Annotated in this window: 24 protein-coding genes; 7 read left to right on the top strand and 17 right to left on the bottom strand. The window is 60.4% G+C overall.

Going from position 1 to position 24,658, the window contains the following annotated elements:
• Nucleotides 1–26: 26 nt before the first annotated feature.
• Together ACOWVD_RS11260 and ACOWVD_RS11255 are read left to right on the top strand one after the other, a co-directional pair.
• A complete protein-coding gene (locus ACOWVD_RS11260; RefSeq protein WP_226883042.1) occupies nucleotides 27–1,019 on the top strand; it encodes a hypothetical protein in 993 nt (330 codons plus the stop codon).
• Nucleotides 1,020–1,212: 193 nt separating this feature from the next.
• On the top strand, nucleotides 1,213–1,830 hold the full coding sequence (locus tag ACOWVD_RS11255; RefSeq protein WP_164095553.1) for a Fic/DOC family protein: 618 nt from the start codon (nucleotides 1,213–1,215) through the stop codon (nucleotides 1,828–1,830).
• On the opposite strand, the gene ACOWVD_RS11250 is transcribed toward ACOWVD_RS11255, so the two are convergent.
• Nucleotides 1,827–1,994, bottom strand: a complete 168-nt coding sequence (locus ACOWVD_RS11250) for a hypothetical protein (protein ID WP_162882342.1) — start codon at nucleotides 1,992–1,994, stop codon at nucleotides 1,827–1,829. The two genes, ACOWVD_RS11255 and ACOWVD_RS11250, sit on opposite strands and share 4 nt — an antisense overlap.
• 396 nt (nucleotides 1,995–2,390) lie before the next feature.
• On the opposite strand from ACOWVD_RS11250, the gene mutS reads away from it, so the two are divergent.
• Nucleotides 2,391–4,946, top strand: coding sequence for a DNA mismatch repair protein MutS (mutS, locus tag ACOWVD_RS11245; RefSeq protein ID WP_421105631.1), 2,556 nt, complete (start codon nucleotides 2,391–2,393; stop codon nucleotides 4,944–4,946).
• A 79-nt stretch (nucleotides 4,947–5,025) separates the two neighbouring features.
• Here the strand turns inward: mutS and rpoS are convergent, their stop codons facing one another.
• From rpoS to ftsB, 8 genes are all read right to left on the bottom strand, one after another.
• Nucleotides 5,026–6,024 carry an RNA polymerase sigma factor RpoS gene (rpoS, locus tag ACOWVD_RS11240; protein WP_004932578.1) on the bottom strand — a complete coding sequence of 333 codons (999 nt, stop codon included), beginning with the start codon at nucleotides 6,022–6,024 and terminating at the stop codon, nucleotides 5,026–5,028.
• Nucleotides 6,025–6,078: 54 nt separating this feature from the next.
• On the bottom strand, nucleotides 6,079–7,077 hold the full coding sequence (gene nlpD / locus ACOWVD_RS11235) for a murein hydrolase activator NlpD (RefSeq protein ID WP_015376692.1): 999 nt from the start codon (nucleotides 7,075–7,077) through the stop codon (nucleotides 6,079–6,081).
• Nucleotides 7,078–7,402: 325 nt separating this feature from the next.
• Nucleotides 7,403–8,029 carry a protein-L-isoaspartate(D-aspartate) O-methyltransferase gene (locus ACOWVD_RS11230; protein ID WP_004932585.1) on the bottom strand — a complete coding sequence of 209 codons (627 nt, stop codon included), beginning with the start codon at nucleotides 8,027–8,029 and terminating at the stop codon, nucleotides 7,403–7,405.
• Entirely contained in the window at nucleotides 8,023–8,784 is a 762-nt protein-coding gene (gene surE, locus ACOWVD_RS11225) for a 5'/3'-nucleotidase SurE (protein ID WP_033631815.1), read from the bottom strand. Before surE ends, ACOWVD_RS11230 begins: the two co-directional genes overlap by 7 nt.
• The gene (gene truD / locus ACOWVD_RS11220) at nucleotides 8,765–9,811 is read right to left on the bottom strand and encodes a tRNA pseudouridine(13) synthase TruD (protein ID WP_049242663.1); all 1,047 of its coding nucleotides are present in this window, start codon (nucleotides 9,809–9,811) and stop codon (nucleotides 8,765–8,767) included. Before truD ends, surE begins: the two co-directional genes overlap by 20 nt.
• Before the next feature lie 4 nt (nucleotides 9,812–9,815).
• The gene (ispF, locus tag ACOWVD_RS11215; RefSeq protein ID WP_004932594.1) at nucleotides 9,816–10,289 is read right to left on the bottom strand and encodes a 2-C-methyl-D-erythritol 2,4-cyclodiphosphate synthase; all 474 of its coding nucleotides are present in this window, start codon (nucleotides 10,287–10,289) and stop codon (nucleotides 9,816–9,818) included.
• A gap of 10 nt (nucleotides 10,290–10,299) precedes the next feature.
• A complete protein-coding gene (ispD, locus tag ACOWVD_RS11210; RefSeq protein ID WP_197763731.1) occupies nucleotides 10,300–11,007 on the bottom strand; it encodes a 2-C-methyl-D-erythritol 4-phosphate cytidylyltransferase in 708 nt (235 codons plus the stop codon).
• Nucleotides 11,008–11,010: 3 nt separating this feature from the next.
• The gene (gene ftsB / locus ACOWVD_RS11205; protein ID WP_021505314.1) at nucleotides 11,011–11,331 is read right to left on the bottom strand and encodes a cell division protein FtsB; all 321 of its coding nucleotides are present in this window, start codon (nucleotides 11,329–11,331) and stop codon (nucleotides 11,011–11,013) included.
• Nucleotides 11,332–11,734: 403 nt separating this feature from the next.
• On the opposite strand from ftsB, the gene ACOWVD_RS11200 reads away from it, so the two are divergent.
• The 3 genes from ACOWVD_RS11200 (at nucleotide 11,735) to ACOWVD_RS11190 (ending at nucleotide 14,045) form a co-directional block, all read left to right on the top strand.
• The gene (locus ACOWVD_RS11200; protein ID WP_015376687.1) at nucleotides 11,735–12,505 is read left to right on the top strand and encodes a basic amino acid ABC transporter substrate-binding protein; all 771 of its coding nucleotides are present in this window, start codon (nucleotides 11,735–11,737) and stop codon (nucleotides 12,503–12,505) included.
• Between the two features lie 114 nt (nucleotides 12,506–12,619).
• Nucleotides 12,620–13,339, top strand: coding sequence for an amino acid ABC transporter permease (locus tag ACOWVD_RS11195; RefSeq protein ID WP_164095563.1), 720 nt, complete (start codon nucleotides 12,620–12,622; stop codon nucleotides 13,337–13,339).
• Nucleotides 13,323–14,045 carry an amino acid ABC transporter ATP-binding protein gene (locus ACOWVD_RS11190; protein ID WP_004932608.1) on the top strand — a complete coding sequence of 241 codons (723 nt, stop codon included), beginning with the start codon at nucleotides 13,323–13,325 and terminating at the stop codon, nucleotides 14,043–14,045. The genes ACOWVD_RS11195 and ACOWVD_RS11190 overlap by 17 nt, the downstream gene beginning before the upstream one ends.
• A gap of 52 nt (nucleotides 14,046–14,097) precedes the next feature.
• On the opposite strand, the gene ACOWVD_RS11185 is transcribed toward ACOWVD_RS11190, so the two are convergent.
• The 5 genes from ACOWVD_RS11185 to cysG all read right to left on the bottom strand — a co-directional run bounded on the left by ACOWVD_RS11185 (nucleotide 14,098) and on the right by cysG (nucleotide 18,937).
• Nucleotides 14,098–14,424: a DUF3561 family protein gene (locus ACOWVD_RS11185; RefSeq protein ID WP_016929047.1), complete on the bottom strand. Its 327-nt coding sequence runs from the start codon at nucleotides 14,422–14,424 to the stop codon at nucleotides 14,098–14,100.
• An 84-nt stretch (nucleotides 14,425–14,508) separates the two neighbouring features.
• The gene (cysC, locus tag ACOWVD_RS11180) at nucleotides 14,509–15,198 is read right to left on the bottom strand and encodes an adenylyl-sulfate kinase (RefSeq protein ID WP_080356245.1); all 690 of its coding nucleotides are present in this window, start codon (nucleotides 15,196–15,198) and stop codon (nucleotides 14,509–14,511) included.
• Complete coding sequence (gene cysN / locus ACOWVD_RS11175) at nucleotides 15,137–16,564, bottom strand: sulfate adenylyltransferase subunit CysN (RefSeq protein WP_049242652.1); 1,428 nt, start codon at nucleotides 16,562–16,564, stop codon at nucleotides 15,137–15,139. Before cysN ends, cysC begins: the two co-directional genes overlap by 62 nt.
• Nucleotides 16,565–16,575: 11 nt before the next feature.
• Nucleotides 16,576–17,484, bottom strand: coding sequence for a sulfate adenylyltransferase subunit CysD (gene cysD, locus ACOWVD_RS11170; RefSeq protein WP_004932620.1), 909 nt, complete (start codon nucleotides 17,482–17,484; stop codon nucleotides 16,576–16,578).
• 22 nt (nucleotides 17,485–17,506) lie between these two features.
• Nucleotides 17,507–18,937 (bottom strand): siroheme synthase CysG, encoded by a 1,431-nt coding sequence (gene cysG, locus ACOWVD_RS11165; protein WP_421105630.1) that lies wholly within the window; start codon nucleotides 18,935–18,937, stop codon nucleotides 17,507–17,509.
• A 261-nt stretch (nucleotides 18,938–19,198) separates the two neighbouring features.
• On the opposite strand from cysG, the gene ACOWVD_RS11160 reads away from it, so the two are divergent.
• On the top strand, nucleotides 19,199–20,269 hold the full coding sequence (locus ACOWVD_RS11160; protein WP_031300380.1) for an aminopeptidase: 1,071 nt from the start codon (nucleotides 19,199–19,201) through the stop codon (nucleotides 20,267–20,269).
• 55 nt (nucleotides 20,270–20,324) lie between these two features.
• Here ACOWVD_RS11160 and ACOWVD_RS11155 read toward each other — a convergent pair whose 3' ends face one another.
• From ACOWVD_RS11155 to cysJ, 3 genes are all read right to left on the bottom strand, one after another.
• A complete protein-coding gene (locus ACOWVD_RS11155) occupies nucleotides 20,325–21,059 on the bottom strand; it encodes a phosphoadenylyl-sulfate reductase (RefSeq protein WP_015376681.1) in 735 nt (244 codons plus the stop codon).
• Between the two features lie 61 nt (nucleotides 21,060–21,120).
• On the bottom strand, nucleotides 21,121–22,836 hold the full coding sequence (cysI, locus tag ACOWVD_RS11150) for an assimilatory sulfite reductase (NADPH) hemoprotein subunit (RefSeq protein ID WP_197842995.1): 1,716 nt from the start codon (nucleotides 22,834–22,836) through the stop codon (nucleotides 21,121–21,123).
• Nucleotides 22,836–24,638 carry an NADPH-dependent assimilatory sulfite reductase flavoprotein subunit gene (gene cysJ, locus ACOWVD_RS11145; RefSeq protein WP_049242645.1) on the bottom strand — a complete coding sequence of 601 codons (1,803 nt, stop codon included), beginning with the start codon at nucleotides 24,636–24,638 and terminating at the stop codon, nucleotides 22,836–22,838. The genes cysI and cysJ overlap by 1 nt, the downstream gene beginning before the upstream one ends.
• Nucleotides 24,639–24,658 lie beyond the last annotated feature (20 nt).

Raw genomic sequence — 24,658 nt, 5'->3', positions numbered from 1 at the left:
TTTTCCGTCATTCCAGGAGAGAAGACATGTCATATGCGCTTACCGCGCGAGCGGTGTTGCTCGCCCTCGCTGCCGCATTCACCCTTAGCGCTCCGGTGCAGGCTGCCGTCAGCGCAGACTGCGCCGCAAACAGCATGACGCTGCCGCCTGGCGCGCTTTACCCCAACGGCATCGCCCGTGCGACGGACGGTACGCTGTATGTCGGCTTTGTCACCAGCGGCAACGTGCTGCGCAAGCGGCCGGGTCAAGCGTGGGAAACCTTTTTCCCCGGCGCTGACACAGTGTTCGCCTCAAACGCGCTGCGGCTGGACGAAAAACGCGGGCTGCTGTGGGGCAATTCGCCGGACTTTCTCTCCGGCGGCAAAACGCGCGCCAACCGCATTTACGCGCTGAACGTCGCGGATGGCACGCTCGACCGCAGCCTGGCGTTGCCGACGGGAGAAATGGGTAACGATATCGTACTCGGCGCAGACGGTACGGTGTATGTGACGGAAACCCGCGGCGGCGGCATCCTGCGCCTGCGACCGGGCGAGACGGCATTCCGTACGCTGTTTCAGGATCCGCAGTTAGCGGCCCCCAGCGGGCTGGGCGCCGCCGGCATCGTGCTGCTCGACGATCGGCTGATGGCTGTCGCCAATTTCGGCACCGGTAAGCTCTACACCCTCAGTTATAACGCTCCAAAGCCGCAGCTGACGGAAATGCAGCTGCCGCGCCTCATCGAAAACCCGGACGGAATGGGATTAGCGCCGGACGGCGCGCTGATCGTGCTGGAAAACGGGATCCAAAGCGGCCAGGGGCGGATCCTGCGGATCCCGTCACCCAAGGCGGCAGGCATGCACCAGCTTGAGGTCTTGCGCGAAGGCATGGAATCGCCGGTCAACCTGACTATCGCTCCGCAAGGCTGCGCCTTCGTCAGCGAATCGCGCATCCGCCACCGCCTGCTGCCCGGCCATGAAACCGAAGTGCCCGACAGTTTCCGCCTCTATCAACTGCCCTTGCCTCTCACCGCCGCGCAATAAACTCTGCGCCGCCTCTTCGGGCGGCGTTTGCGTTGTATCGTTAACATCCAATAAATTGAAACTATTTACTTCGATGCCATTAATCAGACTAATGATTAATCCTAACTTAACAACCTGATTTTAATTAAATTGTTCCGCCGCGTATCGCTGATTATACTTGCCTTATCTCCCGCCTCATTTATCGAGCGTAAGCATGAGCCGATACCATGTTTCCAGCAGCGAAGGCCAATATGAGAAAGAATCCGGCGAGCAAGTTCTAGCCAACAAGCTGGGTATTGCCGATAGCAATGAACTCGACGATGCCGAATTGGTATTGCTGGAACAGCTCTACCATTCCATTTTCGAACAGCATTTTCCATTAGGGAAAATCACCGTCGAGATGATCAAGGGCTGGCATCGCCGCTGGTTAGGCAATATCTATGCATGGGCTGGACAAGCAAGAACTGTCAATATCAGCAAAGGGGGCTTTATGTTTGCCCCTTCGACGCGATTGCCCAAACTACTGGACGATTTCGAGGTGGAATACCTGGCCCGTTACACACCTTGCTTAGCCATGAGCGAAGAACAGCTGATAGAGGCGATTGCGATAATCCATGTTGAACTGATACTCATACACCCCTTCAGAGAAGGGAATGGCCGTTTGTCACGGTTGTTGGCCGATGTGATGGCGGTTCAGGGCGGGCATAAACCGTTGGATTATCAAAGCTGGGAGCAAAACAGAGCCCAGTATATCTCAGCGATTCACTCAGGTATGAACATGAACTACGAACCGATGAAACACTGGGTCAGTCAAGCACTAAGAAGATATTAGGCAAGGCGTAAATGAGCAAATTTTTTACGCGCTTCTTCTAAAGAAGCTTCAACTCTGGCTGAGGGTTGACCTGTTTCAACCGCCGTTGATGTCGCCACGGAACGCGCAATGTCCGTACGGGACGGCTTGGCATAACCCACCTGCACTTTTTTGCTGTTACTCATGACAACCTCTGTTCGCAAATTTGTTGAAGACATTATATCAAGGAATGTACAGGACTTCATTCCCTTGCCTCTCACTCCCGAGCCATAGCCTCACCACCACTCCGGGCGGCGACACTTGCGTTGTTGCCCGCAGGCGAACGACAATCTCGCTTCGTTGCAAACCGGCCTTGCGCAGCGCTTCCCATTTTTACCTGTGACAGCCGATTGCCCGCTGGGCTAGTATAAGCGTCTGTGCAAACCTCGGGTTTGAGCGCGCCGTTTGGCGTATTGATAATTTGATTTGCGCCGCCCGCCAAGCGCTGAATGGGGTGGCGCCTGCTGAAACAATGTGATAGCGAATGACGACAATGAAAATCACAGTTCCCTTTACATTCAATGGATTGGAAAAATAATCGCATGAATAGCACCGATAAACTCGATTCGCACACGCCGATGATGCAGCAGTACCTGCGCCTCAAGGCCCAGCATCCTGAAATCCTGCTGTTCTACCGCATGGGCGACTTCTACGAGCTATTTTACGACGACGCCAAGCGCGCTTCCCAACTGCTGGATATCTCGCTGACCAAACGCGGCGCCTCGGCGGGCGAACCGATCCCGATGGCCGGCGTGCCGCACCACGCGGTGGAGAACTACCTGGCCAAGCTGGTGCAGCTCGGCGAGTCCGTCGCCATCTGCGAGCAGATCGGCGATCCGGCCACCAGCAAAGGGCCGGTCGAACGCAAAGTGGTGCGTATCGTCACCCCCGGCACCATCACCGACGAAGCGCTGCTGCAAGAACGCCAGGACAACCTGCTGGCGGCGATCTGGCAGGATGCGCGCGGCTTCGGCTACGCCACGCTGGACATCAGCTCCGGCCGCTTCCGCGTCGCCGAGCCGCAGGATCTGGAAACCATGGCCGCCGAGCTGCAGCGCACCAATCCGGCCGAGCTGCTCTACCCGGAAACCTTCGAACAGATGACGCTGATCGAACAGCGCCATGGCCTGCGCCGCCGCCCGCTGTGGGAATTCGAGCTTGAGACCGCACGCCAGCAGCTCAACCTGCAGTTCGGCACCCGCGACTTGACCGGCTTTGGCGTCGAGCAGGCGCACCAGGCGCTGCGCGCCGCAGGCTGTCTGCTGCAGTACGTCAAAGATACCCAACGCACTTCGCTGCCGCACATTCGCGGCATCACCATGGAGCGCCAGCAGGACGGCATCATCATGGACGCCGCCACCCGCCGTAATCTGGAGCTGACGCAGAGCCTGTCCGGCGGCAGCGACAACACGCTGGCGGCGATCCTCGATCGCACGGTGACACCGATGGGCAGCCGCATGCTGAAACGCTGGCTGCACATGCCAACCCGCGACATCAAGGTCCTGACTGCCCGCCAGCAGGCGATCGGCGCATTGCAGGAATTGTTCGCGGATCTGCAGCCTTCGCTGCGTCAGGTAGGCGATCAGGAACGTATTTTGGCGCGTCTGGCGCTGCGCACCGCCCGTCCGCGCGATCTGGCGCGCATGCGCCATGCTTTCCAACAGTTGCCAGACATCCGCGCGCTGCTGCAGGATGTGAAAACGCCGCACGTGCAGCAGCTACTGTCGCAGGTGGGCCAGTTCGACGAACTGCGCGAATTGTTGGAACGCGCGGTCATTGAATCACCGCCGGTGCTGGTGCGCGACGGCGGCGTGATCGCCCCCGGTTACAACAGCGAACTGGACGAGTGGCGGGCACTGGCCGACGGCGCCAGCGACTACCTCGATCGGCTGGAGATCCGCGAGCGTGAAAAGCTGGGTCTGGATACGCTCAAGGTCGGCTTCAACGGCGTACACGGCTATTACATTCAGGTCAGCCGCGGTCAAAGCCACCTGGTGCCGATCCACTATGTACGCCGTCAGACGCTGAAAAACGCCGAGCGCTACATCATCCCGGAACTGAAAGAGTACGAAGACAAAGTGCTCACCTCCAAGGGTAAGGCGCTGGCGATCGAGAAAAGCCTGTACGACGAGCTGTTCGATCTGCTGCTGCCGCACCTGGCGGAACTGCAACAAAGCGCCGCCGCGCTGGCCGAGCTGGACGTGCTGGCCAACCTGGCCGAGCGCGCCGATACCCTGAACTACGCTTGCCCGACCATGAGCGAGCAGCCGGGGATCCGCATTACCGAAGGCCGCCATCCGGTGGTGGAGCAGGTGCTGAGCGAGCCGTTTATCTCCAACCCGCTCACCCTGTCGCCGCAGCGCCGCATGCTGATCATAACCGGTCCGAACATGGGCGGTAAAAGCACCTATATGCGGCAAACGGCGCTGATCGTGCTGATGGCGCACATCGGCAGCTACGTGCCGGCCACCAAGGCCACCATCGGCCCGGTGGATCGCATCTTCACCCGCGTCGGCGCGGCGGACGATCTGGCTTCCGGCCGCTCCACCTTCATGGTGGAGATGACCGAAACCGCCAACATTCTGCACAACGCCACCGAGCACAGCCTGGTGTTGATGGATGAAATCGGCCGCGGCACCTCCACCTACGACGGCCTGTCGCTGGCCTGGGCCTGCGCCGAGAACCTGGCCAACCGCATCAAGGCGATGACGCTGTTCGCCACCCACTACTTCGAGCTAACGACCCTGCCTGAGAAGATGGAAGGCGTGGTCAACGTGCATCTGGATGCGCTTGAACACGGCGACACCATCGCCTTCATGCACAGCGTGCAAGACGGTGCCGCCAGCAAAAGTTATGGCCTGGCGGTCGCCGCACTGGCCGGCGTGCCGCGCGACGTCATCAAACGCGCCCGTCAGAAACTGCGCGAGCTGGAATCCATCTCCAGCCACACCGCGTCGGGCAGCGTCGATGCCACCCAGATGACGCTGCTGCAGGAAGAGACCTCGCCGGCGGTAGAAGCCCTGGAGGCGCTTGATCCAGACTCCCTGTCGCCTCGACAGGCGCTGGAATGGATCTACCGGCTGAAAAATATGGTGTAATCTGGCGCCAAACGCGGGCATAAAAAAACGGTGAGCATCATGCTCACCGTTTTTATTTGATGCGGTTCAACAACCGGCGTTATTCGCGGAACAGCGCCTCAATGCTCAGGCCCTGCATCTGCAAAATCTCACGCAGACGGCGCAGACCTTCTACCTGAATCTGACGAACGCGCTCGCGCGTCAAGCCAATCTCCCGGCCTACGTCTTCCAGCGTCGCCGCTTCATAGCCCAGCAGGCCGAAACGACGCGCCAACACTTCACGCTGTTTGGCGTTCAGTTCGAACAGCCATTTGACGATGCTTTGCTTCATATCGTCATCTTGCGTGGTGTCTTCAGGCCCGTTGTCCTTCTCGTCGGCCAGAATGTCCAGCAGCGCTTTCTCCGAATCCCCGCCCAGCGGCGTATCCACCGAGGTGATGCGCTCATTCAGGCGCAGCATGCGGCTGACGTCATCCACCGGCTTGTCGAGTTGCTCGGCAATTTCTTCAGCGCTCGGTTCATGATCCAGCTTGTGGGAAAGCTCGCGCGCGGTGCGCAGATAGACATTCAGTTCTTTGACGATATGGATAGGCAAACGAATGGTACGGGTTTGGTTCATGATCGCCCGTTCAATCGTCTGACGGATCCACCAGGTTGCATAAGTGGAGAAGCGGAAGCCGCGTTCCGGGTCGAATTTTTCCACTGCGCGAATCAGACCGAGGTTACCCTCTTCGATCAGATCCAGCAGCGCCAGACCGCGGTTGCTGTAGCGGCGGGCGATTTTCACCACCAGCCGCAGGTTGCTTTCAATCATGCGGCGGCGGGACGGCACGTCACCGCGCAGAGCACGCCGCGCAAAATAGACTTCTTCCTCTGCGGTCAGCAGAGGTGAATAACCGATCTCACCCAGATAGAGCTGCGTCGCATCCAATACGCGTTGCGTAACGCCTTGAGACAACAGCTCTTCTTCCGCTAAATCGTTCTCGCTGGTCTCTTCTTCTACCAGCGCTTTTTCATCAAACGACTCGGCCTCAGCTCCATTCTCGTCGAAATCCGCATCATCATGTAACTCGTTAACTTTCAGCGTATTTTGGCTCATATGCTGCTCCTACCCGTGATACCGCGAGCAGAATCTCAGCGTATTCTGCCCAATCTATCGCTGCGGAAGATAACGCAGCGGGTTTACGGATTTCCCCTTGTAACGAATTTCAAAATGCAAACGTACTGAACTGGTACCGGTGCTACCCATGGTGGCTATTTTTTGACCCGCCTTCACTTCTTGTTGTTCCCGGACCAGCATTGTGTCGTTATGAGCGTAGGCGCTCAGGTAATCATCATTATGTTTGATGATGATTAGATTACCGTAACCCCGTAAAGCGTTGCCTGCATACACTACGCGGCCATCGGCGGTAGCGAAGATAGGCTGCCCACGGGAACCGGCGATATCGACACCCTTATTCCCACCTTCTGATGAGGAAAAGTTATCAATAACCTTACCGTCAGTCGGCCATCTCCAGGTACTGACCGGAGCGCTGTTGCTGACGGTGCTGCTCACAGGTGGAGCGGCTTCCGGCGCGGTAACAGGCGCAGTCGCGGTCCCAACCGCTGCGGCACCTGCTGCAGGTAACATCTTACCTACATTCTGTTTACCCGAGTTTTCAGAATACGCGTTAGTTGATTGAGAATCAACCGTTGCCGTCTGGATCTGGGAGCTGGAAGGTGGCTTCGGAACACCGCCTTTGGTCGCATCTGTCGTCGCCAACATGCCGCCGCCGCCGTTGGCAGAACCATTACCAAGCTGAATGGTTTGGCCAACATTCAGGCTGTATGGCTCGGGAATATTGTTGCGCTGCGCCAGGTCGCGGAAATCATTGCCGGTGATCCAGGCGATATAAAACAGCGTGTCGCCGCGCTTGACCGTATAAGTTTCGCCGCCGCTGTAGCTCCCTTTAGGGATGGCGTTATAACTGCGGTTATAGACAATGCGGCCCTCTGGGCTGGCCTGCTGCACTCCGCCATTATTATTGCCGGATGGAGCGGCACCGCCGCCCCCCACGCTGCTGATAGGAGCCGACGTCGAGGCCGTATTCGTACAACCCGCCAACCACAAACTTACCATCGTACACACCGCTACCCGGCGTAACGTAATCATTGGGCTTCCCGTGCTCATGCTTCCCCCATGACAGCAATATCAGTGATATATCCAAAATACCCTTTACATCGTAGCCGAGCTTTTGCCACTTCCCAGTTTCTGCGATGTAAAGGCGCCGCCGGCCGATCCCTGAACGCCAGGTCATCTCGCGCCGGAGCATCAAAACGCGCGCCAATGCTAACCACATTGGCGTTGCCGCACCATAAGACAACTACGTAGAAAGGCCAATTCTAGTGAAAATTAGCCTGATTGGAACGAGAAAACCTTATCCGGCCATGATGAAAGTGCAACAGATTTTGCAGACGGTCGAAAATTCAGACAATCGCTAGGCCAATTCGCCTTTCACCAACGGCACAAAGCGCACCGCCTCTACCGCATCGACCACGAAATCGTTGCCATGGCGCTGAATGCGTTTGAGGGTTTGGGCCTGCTCGCCCACCGGCAACACCAAAATGCCGCCGTCGTCCAACTGCTCAACCAGCGCCTGCGGGATCTCCGGCGGCGCGGCAGTGACGATGATCGCATCGAACGGGCCGCGCGACGCCCAACCCTGCCAACCGTCGCCGTGGCGGGTGGAAACATTGTGAAGATCGAGCTGTTTCAGGCGGCGCTTGGCCTGCCACTGCAGCCCCTTGATGCGTTCGACGGAACAAACGTGTTGCACCAGATGCGCCAGGATAGCGGTTTGATAACCGGAACCGGTACCGATCTCCAGCACCCTTGAGGTAGGTTTCAGATTCAGCAGCTCGGTCATCCGCGCCACCATATAAGGCTGGGAAATGGTCTGACCGGAACCGATCGGCAATGCGGTGTTTTCGTAGGCCTTATGATCCAGCGCTTCATCGACAAAACGCTCGCGCGGCACCGCTTCGATCGCCCGCAGCAGCTTTTCGTCTCGGATCCCCTGCTGCCGCAGCTGCGTCAGCAATGTTTGCATGCGCTTATTCACCATTCCCCGCTAACCTCTGCCTTGGTTAACCATGTTTTCACGACTTCTTGCGCCGCGTAGGCGGTTAAATCCACCTGCAGCGGCGTTATCGCCACATAGCCTTGTTCCACCGCCGCAAAGTCGGTATCCGGCCCGGCATCAAATTTATCACCAGGCGGCCCGATCCAGTAGATATTTTGTCCGCGCGGATCCTGCTGGCAGAAGACCTTGTCGGCGGGATGGCGGCTGCCGCAGCGGGTAACGCGCAGGCCTTTGATCTCAGCCAGCGGCAGATCCGGCACGTTAATATTCAGAATTTTTCCGGTACGTAGCGGTTCGCGCTGCAGCGCGCGCAGGATGCGGCAGGTAATGGCGGCTGCGGTCGCGTAGTGCCGGTGGCCGTTCAGCGACACCGCCAAGGCAGGCAACCCCAGGTGCCGGCCCTCCATCGCCGCCGCGACGGTGCCGGAATAGATAACGTCGTCGCCCAAATTCGGCCCGGCGTTAATGCCGGATACCACGATATCGGGCGCCGGGCGCATCAACGCGTTGACGCCAAGGTAAACGCAGTCGGTCGGCGTCCCTTGCAACACCGCAATATCCCCGTTGGCCAGCGTCTGCGTGCGCAACGGCGACTCCAGCGTTAAAGCATTGGAAGAGCCGCTGCGGTTACGATCCGGCGCCACGACCTGCACTTCGGCGAATTCCCGCAGCGCCGCCGCCAGCACCTGAATGCCCGGGGCGCTGACGCCGTCATCGTTACTCAGCAATATCCGCATCACTGTTATCCTGCTGCATGATCTCGCGAACCACGCTGGTAGCAAAGCTGCCCGCCGGCAGCCAGAAGCGCAGTTCCACGGTAACGTCATCCCACCAGTTCCACTGCAAATTTTGCGGCTGCAACAGCAGGGCCCGGCGAGCGGGTTCGATACGCTCGCGCTTTAAAAGCGTAAGCAATTCCGGTTGTTCCGCCAAGCATTGTTGTTCAAAAGCCAAGGCTTGGCCGGCGGTGCCTGGCTCACCGTCGCCCGGCAAGGGAGCCGTGATCGCCAGCTCGCCGGCATCCAGCCGTTGCTGCAACGTCTCCAGCTCATCGGCTTTGGCGACGAACCAGCTGCCGCGCCCACTCAGCTGCAGGGCATCCCCTTCCAGCACGGTGCGCTGCAGCCCGTCAGCCAGGCGTTGGCTCGCGATCAGATTGAACAGCGCACTGCGGCTGGCGGACAGGTAGAAGCTGCGCTTACTGCGCTCTTTGACACGAATTTCGTCGTTCGCCCAGCGGCGCGCCATCACCAGGTTGTTGCCGCCGCGGCCGAAACGCTGGCTGCCGAAGTAGTTTGGCACGCCCTGCGCGGCGATGGCCTGCAGGCGACGTTCCACGTCCAGCCGATCGGAAATCTGGCGCAGCACCAACGTAAAGTGGTTGCCCTTCAGGTTGCCGATGCGCATTTTGCGCAGGTGGCGGGCGAACGAGAGCACCTCGCAGCCTTCCAGCGTAAACCGGGAGAAATCCGGCGTGTCTTTACCCGGCATATGCAGGCAGAACCACTGTTCGGTCACCGCGTGGCGATCCTTCAAACCGGCATAGCTGACGGAACGGGCGTGAATACCGGCGAAGCGCGCCAGATAGTCGGCCACGAACTGGGTATTGCAGCCGTTTTTACGGATATTTACCAGCACGTGCTCACCTTCACCGTCCGGCGCAAAGCCCAGATCTTCGACCACCACGAAATCTTCCGGATTGGCTTTCAACACCCCGGAACTCTGCGGCCGGCCATGCAGCCAGGTCAGATTCGCCATATCCATGCGGTTATTCCTTGATCAGCAAGGCAACCGCTTCGCACGCGATGCCCTCGCCGCGCCCGGTAAAACCGAGCTGCTCGGTGGTGGTGGCCTTCACGTTGACGTCATCCATATGGCACTGCAGGTCTTCCGCCAGGAAGACGCGCATCTGCGGGATGTGCGGCGCCATTTTCGGCGCCTGAGCGATGATGGTGATATCGAGGTTACCGAGGCGGTAACCTTTGGCGCGGATGCGTTTCCAGGCTTCGCGCAGCAGCTCGCGGCTGTCGGCGCCTTTGAAGGCCGGATCGGTATCGGGGAACAGTTTGCCGATATCGCCCAGCGCCGCCGCCCCCAGCAGGGCGTCGGTGGCGGCATGCAGCGCGACGTCACCGTCGGAGTGGGCCAGCAAGCCTTTGTCGTAAGGGATGCGAACACCACCGATCACCAACGGGCCTTCGCCGCCGAATTTATGTACATCAAAACCGTGACCGATACGCATGATGCGCTCCTTAATTGTCTAACTGGGTCAAATAGAACGCCGCCAGCGCCAAATCCTCCGGCCGCGTTACTTTAATGTTGTCCGCCCGGCCGGCGATCAGCTGCGGATGATAGCCGCAATGTTCCAGCGCCGAGGCTTCGTCGGTGACGTTCGCGCCTTCATCCAGCGCGCGCTGCAGGCACTGCTTGAGCAGCGGCAGCGGAAACAGCTGCGGCGTCAGCGCATGCCACAGATCCTGCCGTTCAACGGTGTGGGCGATGGTGTCGCGGCCGGGTTCAGCGCGCTTCATGGTGTCGCGCACCGGCGCGGCGAGAATGCCGCCCACCTTGCTGTGTGAGGTGATCGCCAACAGGCGCTCGAGATCGTCGGCGTGCAGGCAGGGGCGCGCGGCGTCGTGCACCAGCACCCAGTCCGCATCACCCGCCAGCTTCAACCCGGCCATCACCGAATCGGCGCGCTGTTTGCCGCCCTCGGTGACGATTACCCGCGGATCCTGAGCGATGGGTAGCCGTTCGAACTGACGATCTTCGGGGCCGATCGCCACGATCACCCGTTCAATGCGCGGGTGGCGCAACAGGGCGTGGATGGCGTGTTCGACGATGCTGTGCCGGCCGATGGTTAAATATTGCTTCGGGCATTCCGCCTGCATGCGGCTGCCGATACCGGCAGCGGGCAGGACGGCAATCACCGAGGGAAAGGTGCCTGCGGAGTGATTCATGCGTTATTTTTGTGCGTTATTTTGCGAGGAAGACGCCGCGTTGCGTCTGGATTGGTCAGGAACCAGACGATAGAAAGTCTCACCGGGCTTGATCATGCCCAGCTCATTACGTGCTCGCTCTTCGATCGCTTCCTGACCGCCGTTCAAATCATCGATTTCGGCAAACAGCTGATCGTTACGCGCTTTCAACTTGGCGTTGCTACCCTGTTGGACCGCAACGTCTTCATTGACTCGCACGTAATCGTGAATACCATTTTTGCCCAGCCACAGTGAATACTGTAACCAACCGAGCAATGCCAGCAATAGCAGCGTAAGTTTTCCCATCTCCGCCCCCTGAAAAACCGACCAATCATCCCACAACTTCTCGTTGGACTCCACACTGAGAGCGGCATTTCAACGCCAAATTCAGAATACGGATGAAGGGTTCCCGTGTTTATCGCCTAATTCCGCTGCGAAAGCGGCAAAAAACGCCCCTTTGGCTCGGCGCACGCGCCGCGTTTTCCAATGAGACACACTCTATCCTACCTCCATTATGCAGCAAGAATCACTGCATCACCGCTTCCTGACACATCGCTTACGCCACAGCAAAGCAAAAAGTGAATATTTAACACCATAGAGAGAATAATCGTCATGCAGCGGTTGCACTTTCATTCATTGAAGCTTATTTTTATGCACTCATAGTGCATAAATAACTCCAATATATAACCATTCATTATCGGGGATCGCGATGTTAAAACGTTTAGTTCTGATCGGCGCCTGCCTGGCCGCCACCTTCTCCATCGCTGCGTTGGCGGCTGAACCCACCTACGTCGTCGGCTCCGGCGGTACCTATCGGCCATTCGAATTTGAAAACAGCCAAAAGCAGCTGGAAGGTTTCGACATCGACATCATCAAGGCGGTAGCCAAGGCCGAAGGCTTCCAAATCAAACTGATCAATACGCCATGGGAAGGGATCTTCGCCACACTGAACTCCGGCGATCGCGATATCATCATTTCCGGCATCACCATCACCGATAAGCGCAAGCAGATGGTTGATTTCTCTGCGCCTTACTTCCCGGCTGAGCAGGCTATCGTGGTGCCGCAAGACTCGACGGTGGACTCCATCGCCGCGCTGAAAGCGCTGAAGGTCGGCGTGGTGAACTCCAGCACCGGCGACATCGTGGTGTCCGACGCGCTGGGTAAAAACAGTACCGCCATCAAGCGCTTCGACAATACCCCGCTGATGCTGCAGGAGCTGTATGAAGACGGCATCGGCGCGGCGGTCGGCGACGTCGGCGTGGCCAAGTTCTATATCAAGACCCACCCTGAGAAAGCCTTCAAGCTGGTGCCCGACGCCAAGTTCGAGCGCCAGTATTTCGGCATCGCCGTCGCCAAAGGCAACGATGAGCTGCGCAACAAGATCAACGCCGGCCTGAAGAAAATCGTCGCCGACGGCACCTACGCCAAGATCTACCAAACCTGGTTCGACAGCAACGTACCGACGCTGCCGGCGGAATAATCCCCAGTAGCCGGCGCCCGCAAGGGCGTCGGCGCACCACCGTTTCAGCCTACCAAGAAGGAATACCCCTTGAACTTCCGCTGGGAGATCATCCAGGAATACGCGCCGCTGTTTATGGAAGGCACCTGGATGACCATCAAATGCACCATTATCTGCGTGCTGCTGGGCACCACCTGGGGCTTGATCCTCGGGCTGGGCCGTTTGGCGCAGGCGCCGCACGGCATCTGGAAACCCATCCTGCATTACGGCGTTCAGTGGCCGGTGCGCATCTACATCAGCGCCTTTCGCGGCACGCCGCTGTTCGTGCAGATCATGGTGGTGCACTTCGCGCTGGTGCCGCTGTTCATCAACCCGCGTGACGGTCTGCTGGTCACCAGCGGTCTGATGAGCGTCGATTTCGCTCGCGCGCTGCGCGCCGACTACGGCGCCTTTCTCTCCTGCGTGGTGGCGATCACGCTCAACGCCGGTGCCTATGTGTCGGAAATCTTCCGCGCCGGGATCCAGTCTATCGACCGCGGCCAGATGGAAGCCTCACGCTCGCTGGGCATGAGCTATGGCAAGACCATGCGCCAGGTGATCCTGCCGCAGGCCTTCCGCCGCATGCTGCCGCCGCTGGGCAACAACGCCATCGCCATCGTCAAGGATTCGTCGCTGGCCTCCGCCATCGGCCTGGCGGATCTGGCCTATGCCGCCCGTACCGTCTCCGGCGCCTACGCCACCTACTGGGAGCCCTATCTGACCATTTCGCTGGTCTATTGGGTCATCACCTTCCTGCTCTCGCTGCTGGTGCAGCATATGGAAAAGAGGTTCGGTAAAAGTGATTCGCGTACATAACCTGCAAAAACAGTTCGGCGAAAGCCACGTGCTGCGCGGCATTTCCTGCCGGATCGCCGCCAACGAAGTGGTGTGCGTCATCGGCCCTTCCGGCTCGGGCAAAAGCACCTTCCTGCGCTGCATCAACGCGCTGGAAACGCTCTCCGGCGGCGAGATCGAGGTGAACGGCTTCGCCGTCCACGATCAGAAAACCGACCTGAACAAAATGCGGGAAAGCGTGGGCATGGTGTTCCAGCGTTTCAATCTGTTCCCGCACATGACGGTGTTGGAAAACATCATCATGGCGCCGGTGAGCGTGAAGAAACAGCCGCGCGCCGAAGCCATCGCGCAAGCAGAACAGCTGCTGCTCAAGGTCGGCCTGCTCGACAAGATCGACGCCTACCCCAACAGCCTGTCCGGCGGCCAGCAGCAGCGGGTAGCGATCGCCCGCGCGCTGGCGATGGAGCCGAAGATCATGTTGTTCGATGAACCGACCTCCGCGCTCGATCCTGAGCTGGTGGGCGAAGTGTTGGCGGTGATGAAATCACTGGCCCACGAGGGCATGACCATGGTGGTGGTGACGCATGAGATGGGCTTTGCCCGCGAGGTGGCCGACCGGGTGCTGTTTATCGATCAGGGGATCATTCAGGAGGAGGGTGCGCCACAGCAGATCTTCAGCCAGCCGGCCAATCCGCGCACGCAGGCGTTTCTGAGCAAAGTTTTGTAACCTTCGACACGGCTTTGCAATCCTTCGGGCGCCGGCATCGGCGCCCGCTCTCTCACCACCCGGTCAGAAAGCTGAACACCAGCCAGAACAGGCACAGCACAACGGCGCCGGTCAGCAACAGCGTCAGGATCAGACGGCCGCGCAGCAGCATGCTGAGGGTGATGCCGATCAGCACCGACAGCGGCATCAGCGCCAGGAAGAACGGCCAGGTATAGAGCAGGAAAAACAGCGTGTTGGAACCGTAAACCAGAAACGGCAACGCGAACGCCAGCCAGTAGAAAACAAAGCCGCTGACGCCGCCCAGGAAAGAATAAGAAGGCTCCTCTCTCTCCTGTTTTGACTGCTTGGAGTCGATCAAGATAGGCGTGACATTTTGCATAGTGATCCCTGGTTATTCGGCTCGCTCTGCGGCGGCTTAAGAGTAAAAAGCGCATGGCGAAAAACGCCACACGCTTTTTTGAATTCAGGGTTTGATAATAGCCTGACCACGTAACACGTCTAACAATTGCGCAATCAAATTTGTTACCAATTGTTGGCCGTCGAGGTGGATTTCCGGCTGCTGCGGCGCCTCATAAACCGCGTCGATACCGGTGAAATTGCGCAGCTCGCCGGCGCGCGCTTTTTTATACAACCCTTTCGGATCGCGCGCCTCGCAGATCGCCAACGGCGTGTCGACGAACACCTCGATAAAGCGATCGTCGCCGAGCATCTCGCGCACCATTTGCCGCTCGGCGCGGTGCGGCGAAATGAACGCGGTCAGCACCACCAGCCCGGCGTCCACCATCAGCTTGGCCACTTCCCCCACCCGGCGAATGTTCTCGCGCCGATCCTCGTCGGAGAAGCCGAGATCGCGGCACAGGCCGTGGCGCACGTTATCGCCGTCCAGCAGATAGGTGCTGACGCCAAGCCCATGCAGCGCCTGCTCCAGCGCGCCGGCGACGGTGGATTTTCCCGAGCCGGACAGCCCGGTAAACCACAGCACCGCGCCGCGGTGGCCGTTGCGCGCTTCGCGATCCGCACGCGTCACCGCATGCGGATGCCAAACCACGTTCTCATCGTCCGGCCCGGTCGCCCTCAGTTCAGCGGCCATCTTATCGGCCACCGAGCAGATCGCGTGCGCCCCAGTGCGGGAAGTGCTTGCGCACCAGCGCATTCAGCTCCAGCTCGAAGGCGCTGAATTCGCCGCGCGCCGCCGGGGCATCCTGCAGCGTTTCACGCACCAGACCGGCGCCAACCGTCACGTTGCTCATGCGATCGATGAAGATCAGCCCGCCGGTGTCGTGATTGCTCTGATAGCTGTCCAGCACCAGCGGTTCGTCGAAGGTCAGCTCCACCAACCCGATGCCGTTGAGCGGCAATGTGTCGGCTGGGTGTTGCGCCAGCGTGTTGATCTCCACCTGATGGCGGATGCTCTCCACGCGGGCGCGGGTCTTTTTGCCGGCGATCTTGATGTCGTAGCTCTGGCCCGGCACCAGCGGCTGCTCGGCCATCCATACCACGTCCACCCGCGCGCTCTGCGCCGCCTGCAGGCTTTCGCCGGCGTCGACCAGCAAATCGCCGCGGCTGATGTCCACTTCATCTTTCAGCACCAGCGTAATCGCCTCGCCCGGCACCGCTTCTTGCAGATCGCCGTCGAAGGTCACGATACGCGCCACGCTGGACTCCACGCCGGAAGGCAGCACTTTGATGCGTTGCCCCACCCGCACTACGCCGGCGGACAGCGTGCCGGCATAGCCGCGGAAATCGAGGTTCGGGCGGTTGACGTACTGCACCGGGAAGCGCAGCGGCTGGTTTTCTCGCTCGCTGATCACGTCGACGCTCTCCAGCACTTCCAGCAGCGTCGGGCCGCTGTACCACGGCATATGGGCGCTTTCGCTCGCCACGTTGTCGCCGTCCAGCGCCGACAGCGGCACGAACTTGATGTCCAGATCGCCAGGCAGCTGCTGGGCGAAGGTCAGGTAATCCTGTTTGAACTGCTCGAACACCGCTTCCTGATAGTCCACCAGATCCATTTTGTTTACCGCAACCACCAGATGACGAATGCCCAGCAGGGTCGCGATAAAGCTGTGGCGGCGAGTCTGATCCAACACCCCTTTGCGCGCGTCGATCAACAGGATCGCCAGATCGCAGGTCGAGGCGCCGGTGGCCATGTTGCGGGTGTACTGCTCGTGTCCCGGGGTATCGGCGATGATAAATTTACGTTTTTCGGTCGAGAAATAGCGATAGGCCACGTCGATGGTGATGCCCTGCTCGCGCTCGGCCTGCAGGCCGTCCACCAGCAGCGCCAGATCGAGCTTTTCGCCCTGGGTGCCGATGCGTTTGCTGTCGCTGTGCAGCGTCGACAGCTGATCCTCGTAGATCTGGCGGGTATCGTGCAGCAGGCGGCCAATCAGGGTGCTTTTGCCGTCGTCGACGCTGCCGCAGGTCAGAAAGCGCAGCAGGCTCTTGTGCTGCTGCGCGTGCAGATAGGACTCGACGCCGCCCTGGTCAGCGATTTGTTGTGCAATTGCGTTGTTCATCCGGCGGCTCCTTAGAAATACCCTTGACGCTTTTTCAGCTCCATCGAGCCGGACTGATCGCGATCGATCATCCGCCCCTGGCGTTCGCTGGTGGTGGAGACCAGCATCTCTTCGATGATCTCCGGCAGGGTTTGCGCCTGCGAATCCACCGCGCCGGTCAGCGGCCAGCACCCCAGAGTGCGGAAACGCACCATGCGCTGGCTGATCACTTCACCCGGCTGCAGATCGATGCGATCGTCGTCCACCATCATCAGCATGCCGTCGCGCTCCACCACCGGGCGCGGTTTCGCCAGGTACAGCGGCACGATGTCGATCTTTTCCAGGAAGATGTACTGCCAGATATCCAGCTCGGTCCAGTTCGACAGCGGGAAGACGCGGATGCTCTCCCCTTTGTTAATCTGGCCGTTGTAGTTGTGCCACAGCTCCGGCCGCTGATTTTTCGGATCCCAGCGGTGGAAGCGATCGCGGAACGAGTAGATGCGCTCTTTGGCGCGCGATTTCTCCTCATCGCGCCGCGCACCGCCGAAGGCGGCGTCAAAACCGTACTTGTTCAACGCCTGTTTCAGGCCCTCGGTCTTCATGATGTCGGTATGCTTGGCGCTGCCGTGCACGAACGGGTTGATGCCCATCGCCACCCCTTCCGGGTTTTTATGCACCAGCAGCTCGAAGCCGTACTCCTTCGCGGTGCGATCGCGGAATTCGTACATTTCACGGAATTTCCAGCCGGTATCGACGTGCAGCAGCGGGAACGGCAGCGTGCCGGGGAAGAACGCCTTACGCGCCAGGTGCAGCATCACGGAAGAGTCTTTGCCAATGGAATACAGCATCACCGGGTTGGCGAATTCAGCGGCGACTTCACGGATGATATGGATACTCTCCGCCTCCAATTGCCGCAAATGAGTGAGTCGTTTTTCGTCCATAACAGGTCCTTAAAAGCCTTGCCTATGCCAAATTCACGACGGCCGGGCGCGCGGCCCCTTCCGTCTGCGATTGATGCCCGAACCAGGCGATTTGGTGGTGCAGTTCCACCACCTCGCCGATCACCAACAGCGCCGGCAACGGCGCCCGTTGGGCCAGGTGTTCCAATTGATCCAGCGTGCCGAGCTGCACCTGCTGATCGGCGCGCGTGCCGCGGCTGATCACCGCCACCGGCGTCGCAGCGTCGCGGCCGTGGGCGATCAGGCGTTGGCTGATGTCCGCCGCCTTCATGGTGCCCATGTAGATAGCCAGCGTTTGCCGCGTCCGGGCCAGATCGGCCCAGTCCAGGCCATCGCCGTCCGGGCGGCAGTGGCCAGTGATAAAGGTCACGCTCTGCGCGTGATCGCGATGCGTCAGCGGAATGCCGGCGTAGGCGGTCGCCCCCGCGGCGGCCGTGACGCCCGGCACCACCTGGAACGGAATGCCGGCGGCGGCGGCCACCTGCAGCTCTTCGCCGCCGCGGCCAAAGATGAACGGATCGCCGCCCTTGAGGCGCACCACCCGTTTGCCCTGCTGCGCCAGCTCCACCAGCAGCCGGTTGGTCTCTTCCTGGATCACCGAGTGCGCGCCGGCGCGCTTGCCCACGCAGATGCGCTCGGCGTCGCGCCGCACCAGATCGAGGATCTCGCCGCTGACCAGATGGTCATACAGCACCACGTCCGCCTGCTGCATCACCTGCAGCCCGCGCAGGGTCAACAACCCCACGTCGCCCGGCCCGGCGCCCACTAGGGCGATCTCGCCCTGTGCGCCTTCATCGCCTGCGGCGAAGCGGTGTAAATCCTGCTCCAGCTGCCGTTCCGCCTGCGCCGTCTGGCCGTTGGCCACCAGCGTGGCGAAACGGCCGCCGAAGGTTTTCTCCCAGAAACGGCGACGTTCGCCGATCGAAGCCAACCGCTGTTTGACCTGGCCGCGCCAGCGGCCCGCGACCTGCGCCATCTGCCCCAAACTGGCGGGCAATAACGCCTCCAGCTTTTCGCGCAGCAGTCGCGCCAGCACCGGCGCCTGGCCGCTGGACGACACCGCCACCACCAGCGGCGAGCGATCGATGATCGACGGGAAGATGAACGAGCAGCGCGGCTGATCGTCCACCACGTTGGCCAGCACCCGGCGTTTATCCGCCTCGGCGAACACTGCGGCGTTCAGCGCGTTGTCGTCCGTGGCGGCGATCGCCAGAAACACGTCGTCCAACTGCTGCGGATCAAAGGTTTTCCCCAGCCAGAGCACCCGCCCTTGCTGACGTTGTTGTTCCAGTTCCGGTGAGAGCGACTGCGCAACTATCCGTATTTCAGCCCCGACGCGCTGAAGCAGGGAGACTTTGCGCGCCGCCACGTCACCACCGCCAACGACCAGCACCGGGCGTTGTTTCAGGTCGGCGAATATTGGTAGATAGTCCACAACAGCCTTTTCATATAACAGAAAGATAGTGTGACTATACGGGCTGAGATTTAGCCTCTGAAATGACGAAAAGGAATGATTAGTTCCTTTATGGAATATAGGCCGCAACGCAGGAGGCAAACGGTAATACTCACGGCGGCGGTTTGCGCGTTCGCGCGAAAATTAAGAGACAGGGAAATTGTGTAATGCCGTCCGGCGTCTCATACTGGGTGCCGAAGAAAAATGATCGGCAGCGCCGATAGCAAAGAAGGATTTTTCGGTATGTTTTCCCGTTTTTACCTGAAGACCAGCCTGCTGGCCCTCGCACTCGGCGGCGTCTTCAGCGTTTGTGCCGCACAGCCCGTAAAAGACGCGCCAATGGGCCGTTTCGCCGCCGAACAGACCCGCCACATCGCCACTTACTTCCCCGGCCGCATGGCGGGCAGCCCGGCCGAATTGCTCACCGCCGACTATCTCAAGCAGCAATTCAGCAAGATGGGTTACCAAAGCGACATTCGCAGCGTCAATACGCGCTATCTCTACACCAGCAAAGACGGCAAGAAGAACTGGAACAACGTCACCGCCAGCTCGGTGATCGCCGCCCGCAACGGCGACAGCCCAAAACAGATCGTGGTCGTCGCCCACTTCGACACCTATACGCCGCAGAGCGACGAGGATCTGGATAACAACCTCGGCGGCTTGACGCTGCAGGGCGTCGACGACAACGCCTCCGGCATCGGTGTGATGCTGGAACTGGCGGAACGCCTGAAGAACATCCCCACCGCCTACGGCCTGCGCTTCGTCGCCACCAGCGCCGAAGAGATCGGTTCACTGGGGGCGCAGAACTACCTGCAACGCATGAGCGCGGAAGAGAAAAGCAACACCGTGCTGGTGATCAACCTCGACAGCCTGATCACCGGCGATCGTCTGTATTTCAACGCCGGGCGCAACACGCCGCCGCAAATGGCGAAGCGTTCCCGCGATCGCGCGCTGGATATCGCCCACCGCTATGGCATCGCCGCCGCCACCAATCCGGGCAGCGCACAGCACCCGCAGGGCACCGGCTGCTGCTCCGATCAAGAGGTGTTCGACGCCGCGGGCATCCCGGTGCTGTCGGTGGAGGCCACCAACTGGTCGCTGGGCGACAAAGATGGCTACCAGCAGCGCGCCGTCAGCCCGCACTTCCCGCAGGGCATCACCTGGCACCGTCCGCAGTATGACAATCTGCAGTATCTGGATCGCTACCTGCCGGGGCGGATCGACAAACGCAGCCGCGACAGCGTGCAGATCCTGCTGCCGCTGATCAAAGAGCTGGCGCAGGCGCACCCGCCGAAAGCACAGAAGAAAAAGTAGCCCGCAAAAAAACAGGGCCCAGCATTGCTGAGCCCTGTCATGTCAATCACGCCGTTTAGCCTTCGTGCAGGCCACACTCGCGCTTCAGGCCGAAGAAACGCGTCTCTTCCTCGCTCATGCCCGGCTCCCACTTCTGGGTGGTGTGTGTATCACCTACCGACAGGTAGCCCTGCTCCCACAGCGGGTGATAACTCAGCCCATGTTCGGTCAGATACTGGTAAATCTTGCGGTTGTCCCAGTCGATGATCGGCAGGATCTTGAACACCCCACGCTGCACCGCCAGGACCGGCAGATTGGCGCGGCTGCCGGACTGCTCGCGCCGCAGGCCGGCGAACCAGCTCTGCGCGCCCAGCGTCTCCAGCGCGCGGTTCATCGGCTCGACCTTGTTGATCTGGTTGTATTTTTCAATCCCTTCCACGCCCTGCTCCCACAGCTTGCCATAGCGAGCCTCTTGCCAGGCGGGAGACTGCTCCGCGCGGAACACCTGCAGATTCAGCTTCAGCTGGTCGGCCAGTTGATCGATAAAGCGATAGGTTTCCGGGAACAGATAACCGGTGTCGGTCAGGATCACCGGGATATCCGGGCGGATACGCGTCACCAGGTGCAGGCATACCGCCGCCTGAATGCCGAAACTGGACGAGAGTACGAACTCGCCGGGCAGGTGCTCCAGCGCCCATTCAACGCGCTGTTCGGCGCTGAGGGTCTCCAGTTGGCCGTTGACCACCGCCAATGCCAGCGCCTGCCCGGATTTGGGCAACGCGTTCAGCGCCGCCAGATCGAATTCAGCCATGTTGTCTCTCCTGATACTTGAAATTGCCTGTGCGGCCCCTCTGCCCAGGGGCCGCCCGGCCTCACTCCCAGAAATCTCGCGCCGGATCCAGCACCGGTTTGACGATGCCCGCGCGAACGGTGAAGTCACCAAAGCCTTCGCCAGCGTTGCGCTCCTTCGCCCAGCGCCCCACCAGCAGGTCGATCTCGCTCAGGATCTCATCTTCGTTGATGTTCTCGCGGTACATGCGCGGAATGCGCGTGCCTTCGCGGTTGCCGCCCAAATGCAGGTTATAGCGGCCGACCGCCTTGCCCACCAGCCCCAGCTCCGCCAGCAGCGCGCGGCCACAGCCGTTCGGGCAGCCGGTGATGCGCAACACGATATGCTCGTCGCCCACCCCATGCCGATGCATAATCCCTTCCACCTTGGTGACAAACTGCGGCAGGAAACGCTCGGCCTCCGCCATCGCCAGCGGGCAGGTCGGGAACGATACGCAGGCCATCGAGTTTTTGCGTTGCTCGCTGATCTGGTCGTCGATCAGGCCATGATCGCGCGCCAAGGCTTCGATCTTCGCCTTTTCGCTTTCCGGCACGCCGGCGATGATCACGTTTTGGTTCGCCGTCAGACGGAAGTCGCCTTTATGGATCTTGGCGATCTCCGCCATGCCGGTCTTCAGCGGGCGCCCCGGATAGTCCAGCAGGCGGCCGTTCTCGATAAACAGCGTCAGGTGCCATTGATCGTCGATGCCCTTCACCCAACCGATGCGATCGCCACGGCCGGTGAATTCATACGGCCGGATCGGCGCGAAGGTGATGCCGGCGCGCTTTTCCACTTCGGCGCGGAAAACGTCCACCCCAACGCGCTCCAGCGTGTATTTGGTTTTGGCGTTCTTGCGGTCGGTACGGTTGCCCCAGTCGCGCTGCGTGGTCACCACCGCTTCCGCCACCGCCAGCGTATGCTCGAGCGGAATGTAGCCGAACTCGCTGGCCTGGCGCGCGTAGGTTTTCTTGTTGCCGTGCTCAATGGACAGCCCGCCGCCCACCAGCAGGTTGAAGCCCACCAGCTTGCCGTTTTCGGCGATCGCCACAAAGTTCATGTCGTTGGCGTGCAGATCGACGTCGTTCTGCGGCGGGATCACCACCGTGGTTTTAAATTTACGCGGCAGGTAGGTCGGCCCCAGAATCGGCTCTTCGTCGGTGGTGGCCACCTTCTCCTGATCCAGCCACACCTCTGCGTAGGCGCGGGTGCGCGGCAGCAGGTGTTCGGAGATCTTCTTCGCCCACTCGTAGGCTTCCTGATGCAGCTCGGACTCCACCGGATTGGAGGTGCACAGCACGTTGCGGTTCACGTCGTTGGCGGTCGCCAGCGCGTCCAGCCCCAGGCGGTTCAGCAGCTGGTGCACCGGTTTGACGTTGCCTTTCAGAATGCCGTGAAACTGGAACGTTTGGCGGTTAGTGATGCGAATGCTGCCGTACAGCGTGCTCTCCTGGGCGAACTTGTCGATGCCCAGCCACTGCTGCGGGCTGATGATGCCGCCCGGCAGGCGACAGCGCAGCATCATGGCGTGGCGCGGCTCCAGCTTCTGCTCGGCGCGTTCGGCGCGAATGTCGCGGTCATCCTGCTGGTACATGCCGTGAAAACGGATCAGCAGGAAGTTGTCGCCGTTGAAGCCGCCGGTCAGGCCGTCGTTCAAATCTTCGGCGATGGTGCCGCGCAGGAAGTTGCTCTCCTTCTTCATGCGCTCCGCATCGGCCAGTTTGCCTTCGACTACCAAAGGCCCGGGGTGTTTATCACTCATCAGTAAACATCTCGCTGATAACGGCGCTCAAGGCGCAGCTCACTTAAAAATTCATCCGCCTGCTCGGTATCCATGCCACCGTGCTCGGCCACCAGTTCCAGTAATGTGTTTTCCACGTCTTTTGCCATGCGATTGGCATCGCCGCAGACGTAAATGTGCGCGCCTTCCTGAATCCAGCGCCACACTTCCGCGCCCTGTTCGCGCAGTTTGTCTTGTACGTATATTTTATGTTGTTGGTCTCGGGACCAGGCCAGATCGATGCGTGTCAGCAGGCCGTCTTTCACGTAGCGCTGCCATTCGACCTGGTACAGGAAATCTTCGGTAAAGTGCGGGTTGCCGAAGAACAGCCAGTTTTTGCCGCCGGCGCCGTCGGCGTCGCGCTGCTGCATAAAGGCGCGGAACGGCGCGATGCCGGTGCCCGGGCCGATCATGATCACCGGCGTTTCCGGGTTGGCCGGTAGACGGAAGTTGTCGTTGTGCTCGATAAACACCCGCACGTCGCCGTCCTCCTCCAGGCGATCCGCCAGGAAGCCGGAGGCGCCGCCGCTGCGGGCGCGTCCGTCGATGTCGTAACGCACCACGCCCACGGTGATGTGCACTTCGTTCTCATTTTCCGCCTGTGAAGAGGCGATGGAGTACAGGCGCGGCGTCAGCGGACGCAGCAGCCCGACCAGCTGTTCGGCGCTCAGATCCGCCGGCGCCTGGCGCACCATGTCGACGATCGGCGTGTTGTGCGCGTACTGCTGCAGCGCGGCTTTATCCGCCAGCAGACCGATCAGCGTTTCGTCGCGCGACAGCGCGGCGTATTTATCGACGATCGGCGTGGTGTTCTGCGTCAGCTCGAAATGGCTGCGCAGCGCCTGCGCCAGCGGCAGGGTTTGCCCTTCCACCTCGACCGGCTCGTCGCCTTTCAGCCACAACAGCTGCACCAGTTCGTCCACCAGCGCCGGATCGTTGTCGAACCATACGCCGAGCGCATCGCCCGGCTGATAGCGCAGGCCGGAGTCGCCCAGATCGATCTCGATATGGCGCACGTCTTTATCCGACGCGCGGCCGGTAATTTTCTGCTTGACCGCCAGTTGGGCGGTGAGCGGCTGTTCCTTGCTGTACGGGCTGCTGTCGATCAGATCGACCGCGCCGCTGGCCAACACGCCCGGCGCGGCGCTTGCCGCCGGCGCGCGCGCCTTCAGCACCGATACCACCTGTTTGCGCCAGGCGGCGGCCAGTTCCTGATACTCCACGTCGGCATCCACACGCTCCACCAGGCGCTCGGCGCCCAGCTCGGCCAGCTTGCCGTCGAAATCCTTGCCAGACTGGCAGAAATTCTCATAAGAGGTGTCGCCCAGCCCGAACACCGCAAAAGCGGTATCATTCAGCTTCGGCGCCTTTTTTGAGAACAGGAATTTATGCAGCGCCACCGCTTCTTCCGCCGGCTCGCCTTCCCCTTGCGTGGAGGCGACGATCACCAGCAGGCGCTCTTGAGCTATCTGCTTGAACTTGTAGTCGCCAGCGCTGATCAGCGTGGCGCTCAGATTGGCGGCCAGCAGATCGTCGCGCAGCTGCTCCGCCAAGCGGCGCGCATTGCCGGTCTGCGAAGCGGAAATGATGGTGATGCCGGCGGCAGCCGCAGGGGCAACAGGCGCAATGGCCACGGCTCCGGGCTGTTGATTGACCATGCCCCAAAAATAACCGGACAGCCACGCCAGCTGCGTCGGCGAATAGTCGCCGATCGTCGCCTGCAGGCGCGCCAGCTGTTCGGGCGTCAGCGGGAGCAAAGATGTTGGAGGAGCCTGAGTCGTCATTGCTGTACTTATTTCCTATA

It is taken from the genome of Serratia sp. SA088 (assembly GCF_049065515.1).
Classification (GTDB): Bacteria; Pseudomonadota; Gammaproteobacteria; order Enterobacterales; family Enterobacteriaceae; genus Serratia; species Serratia nematodiphila.
This window is presented reverse-complemented; position numbering and strand designations above follow the sequence as displayed.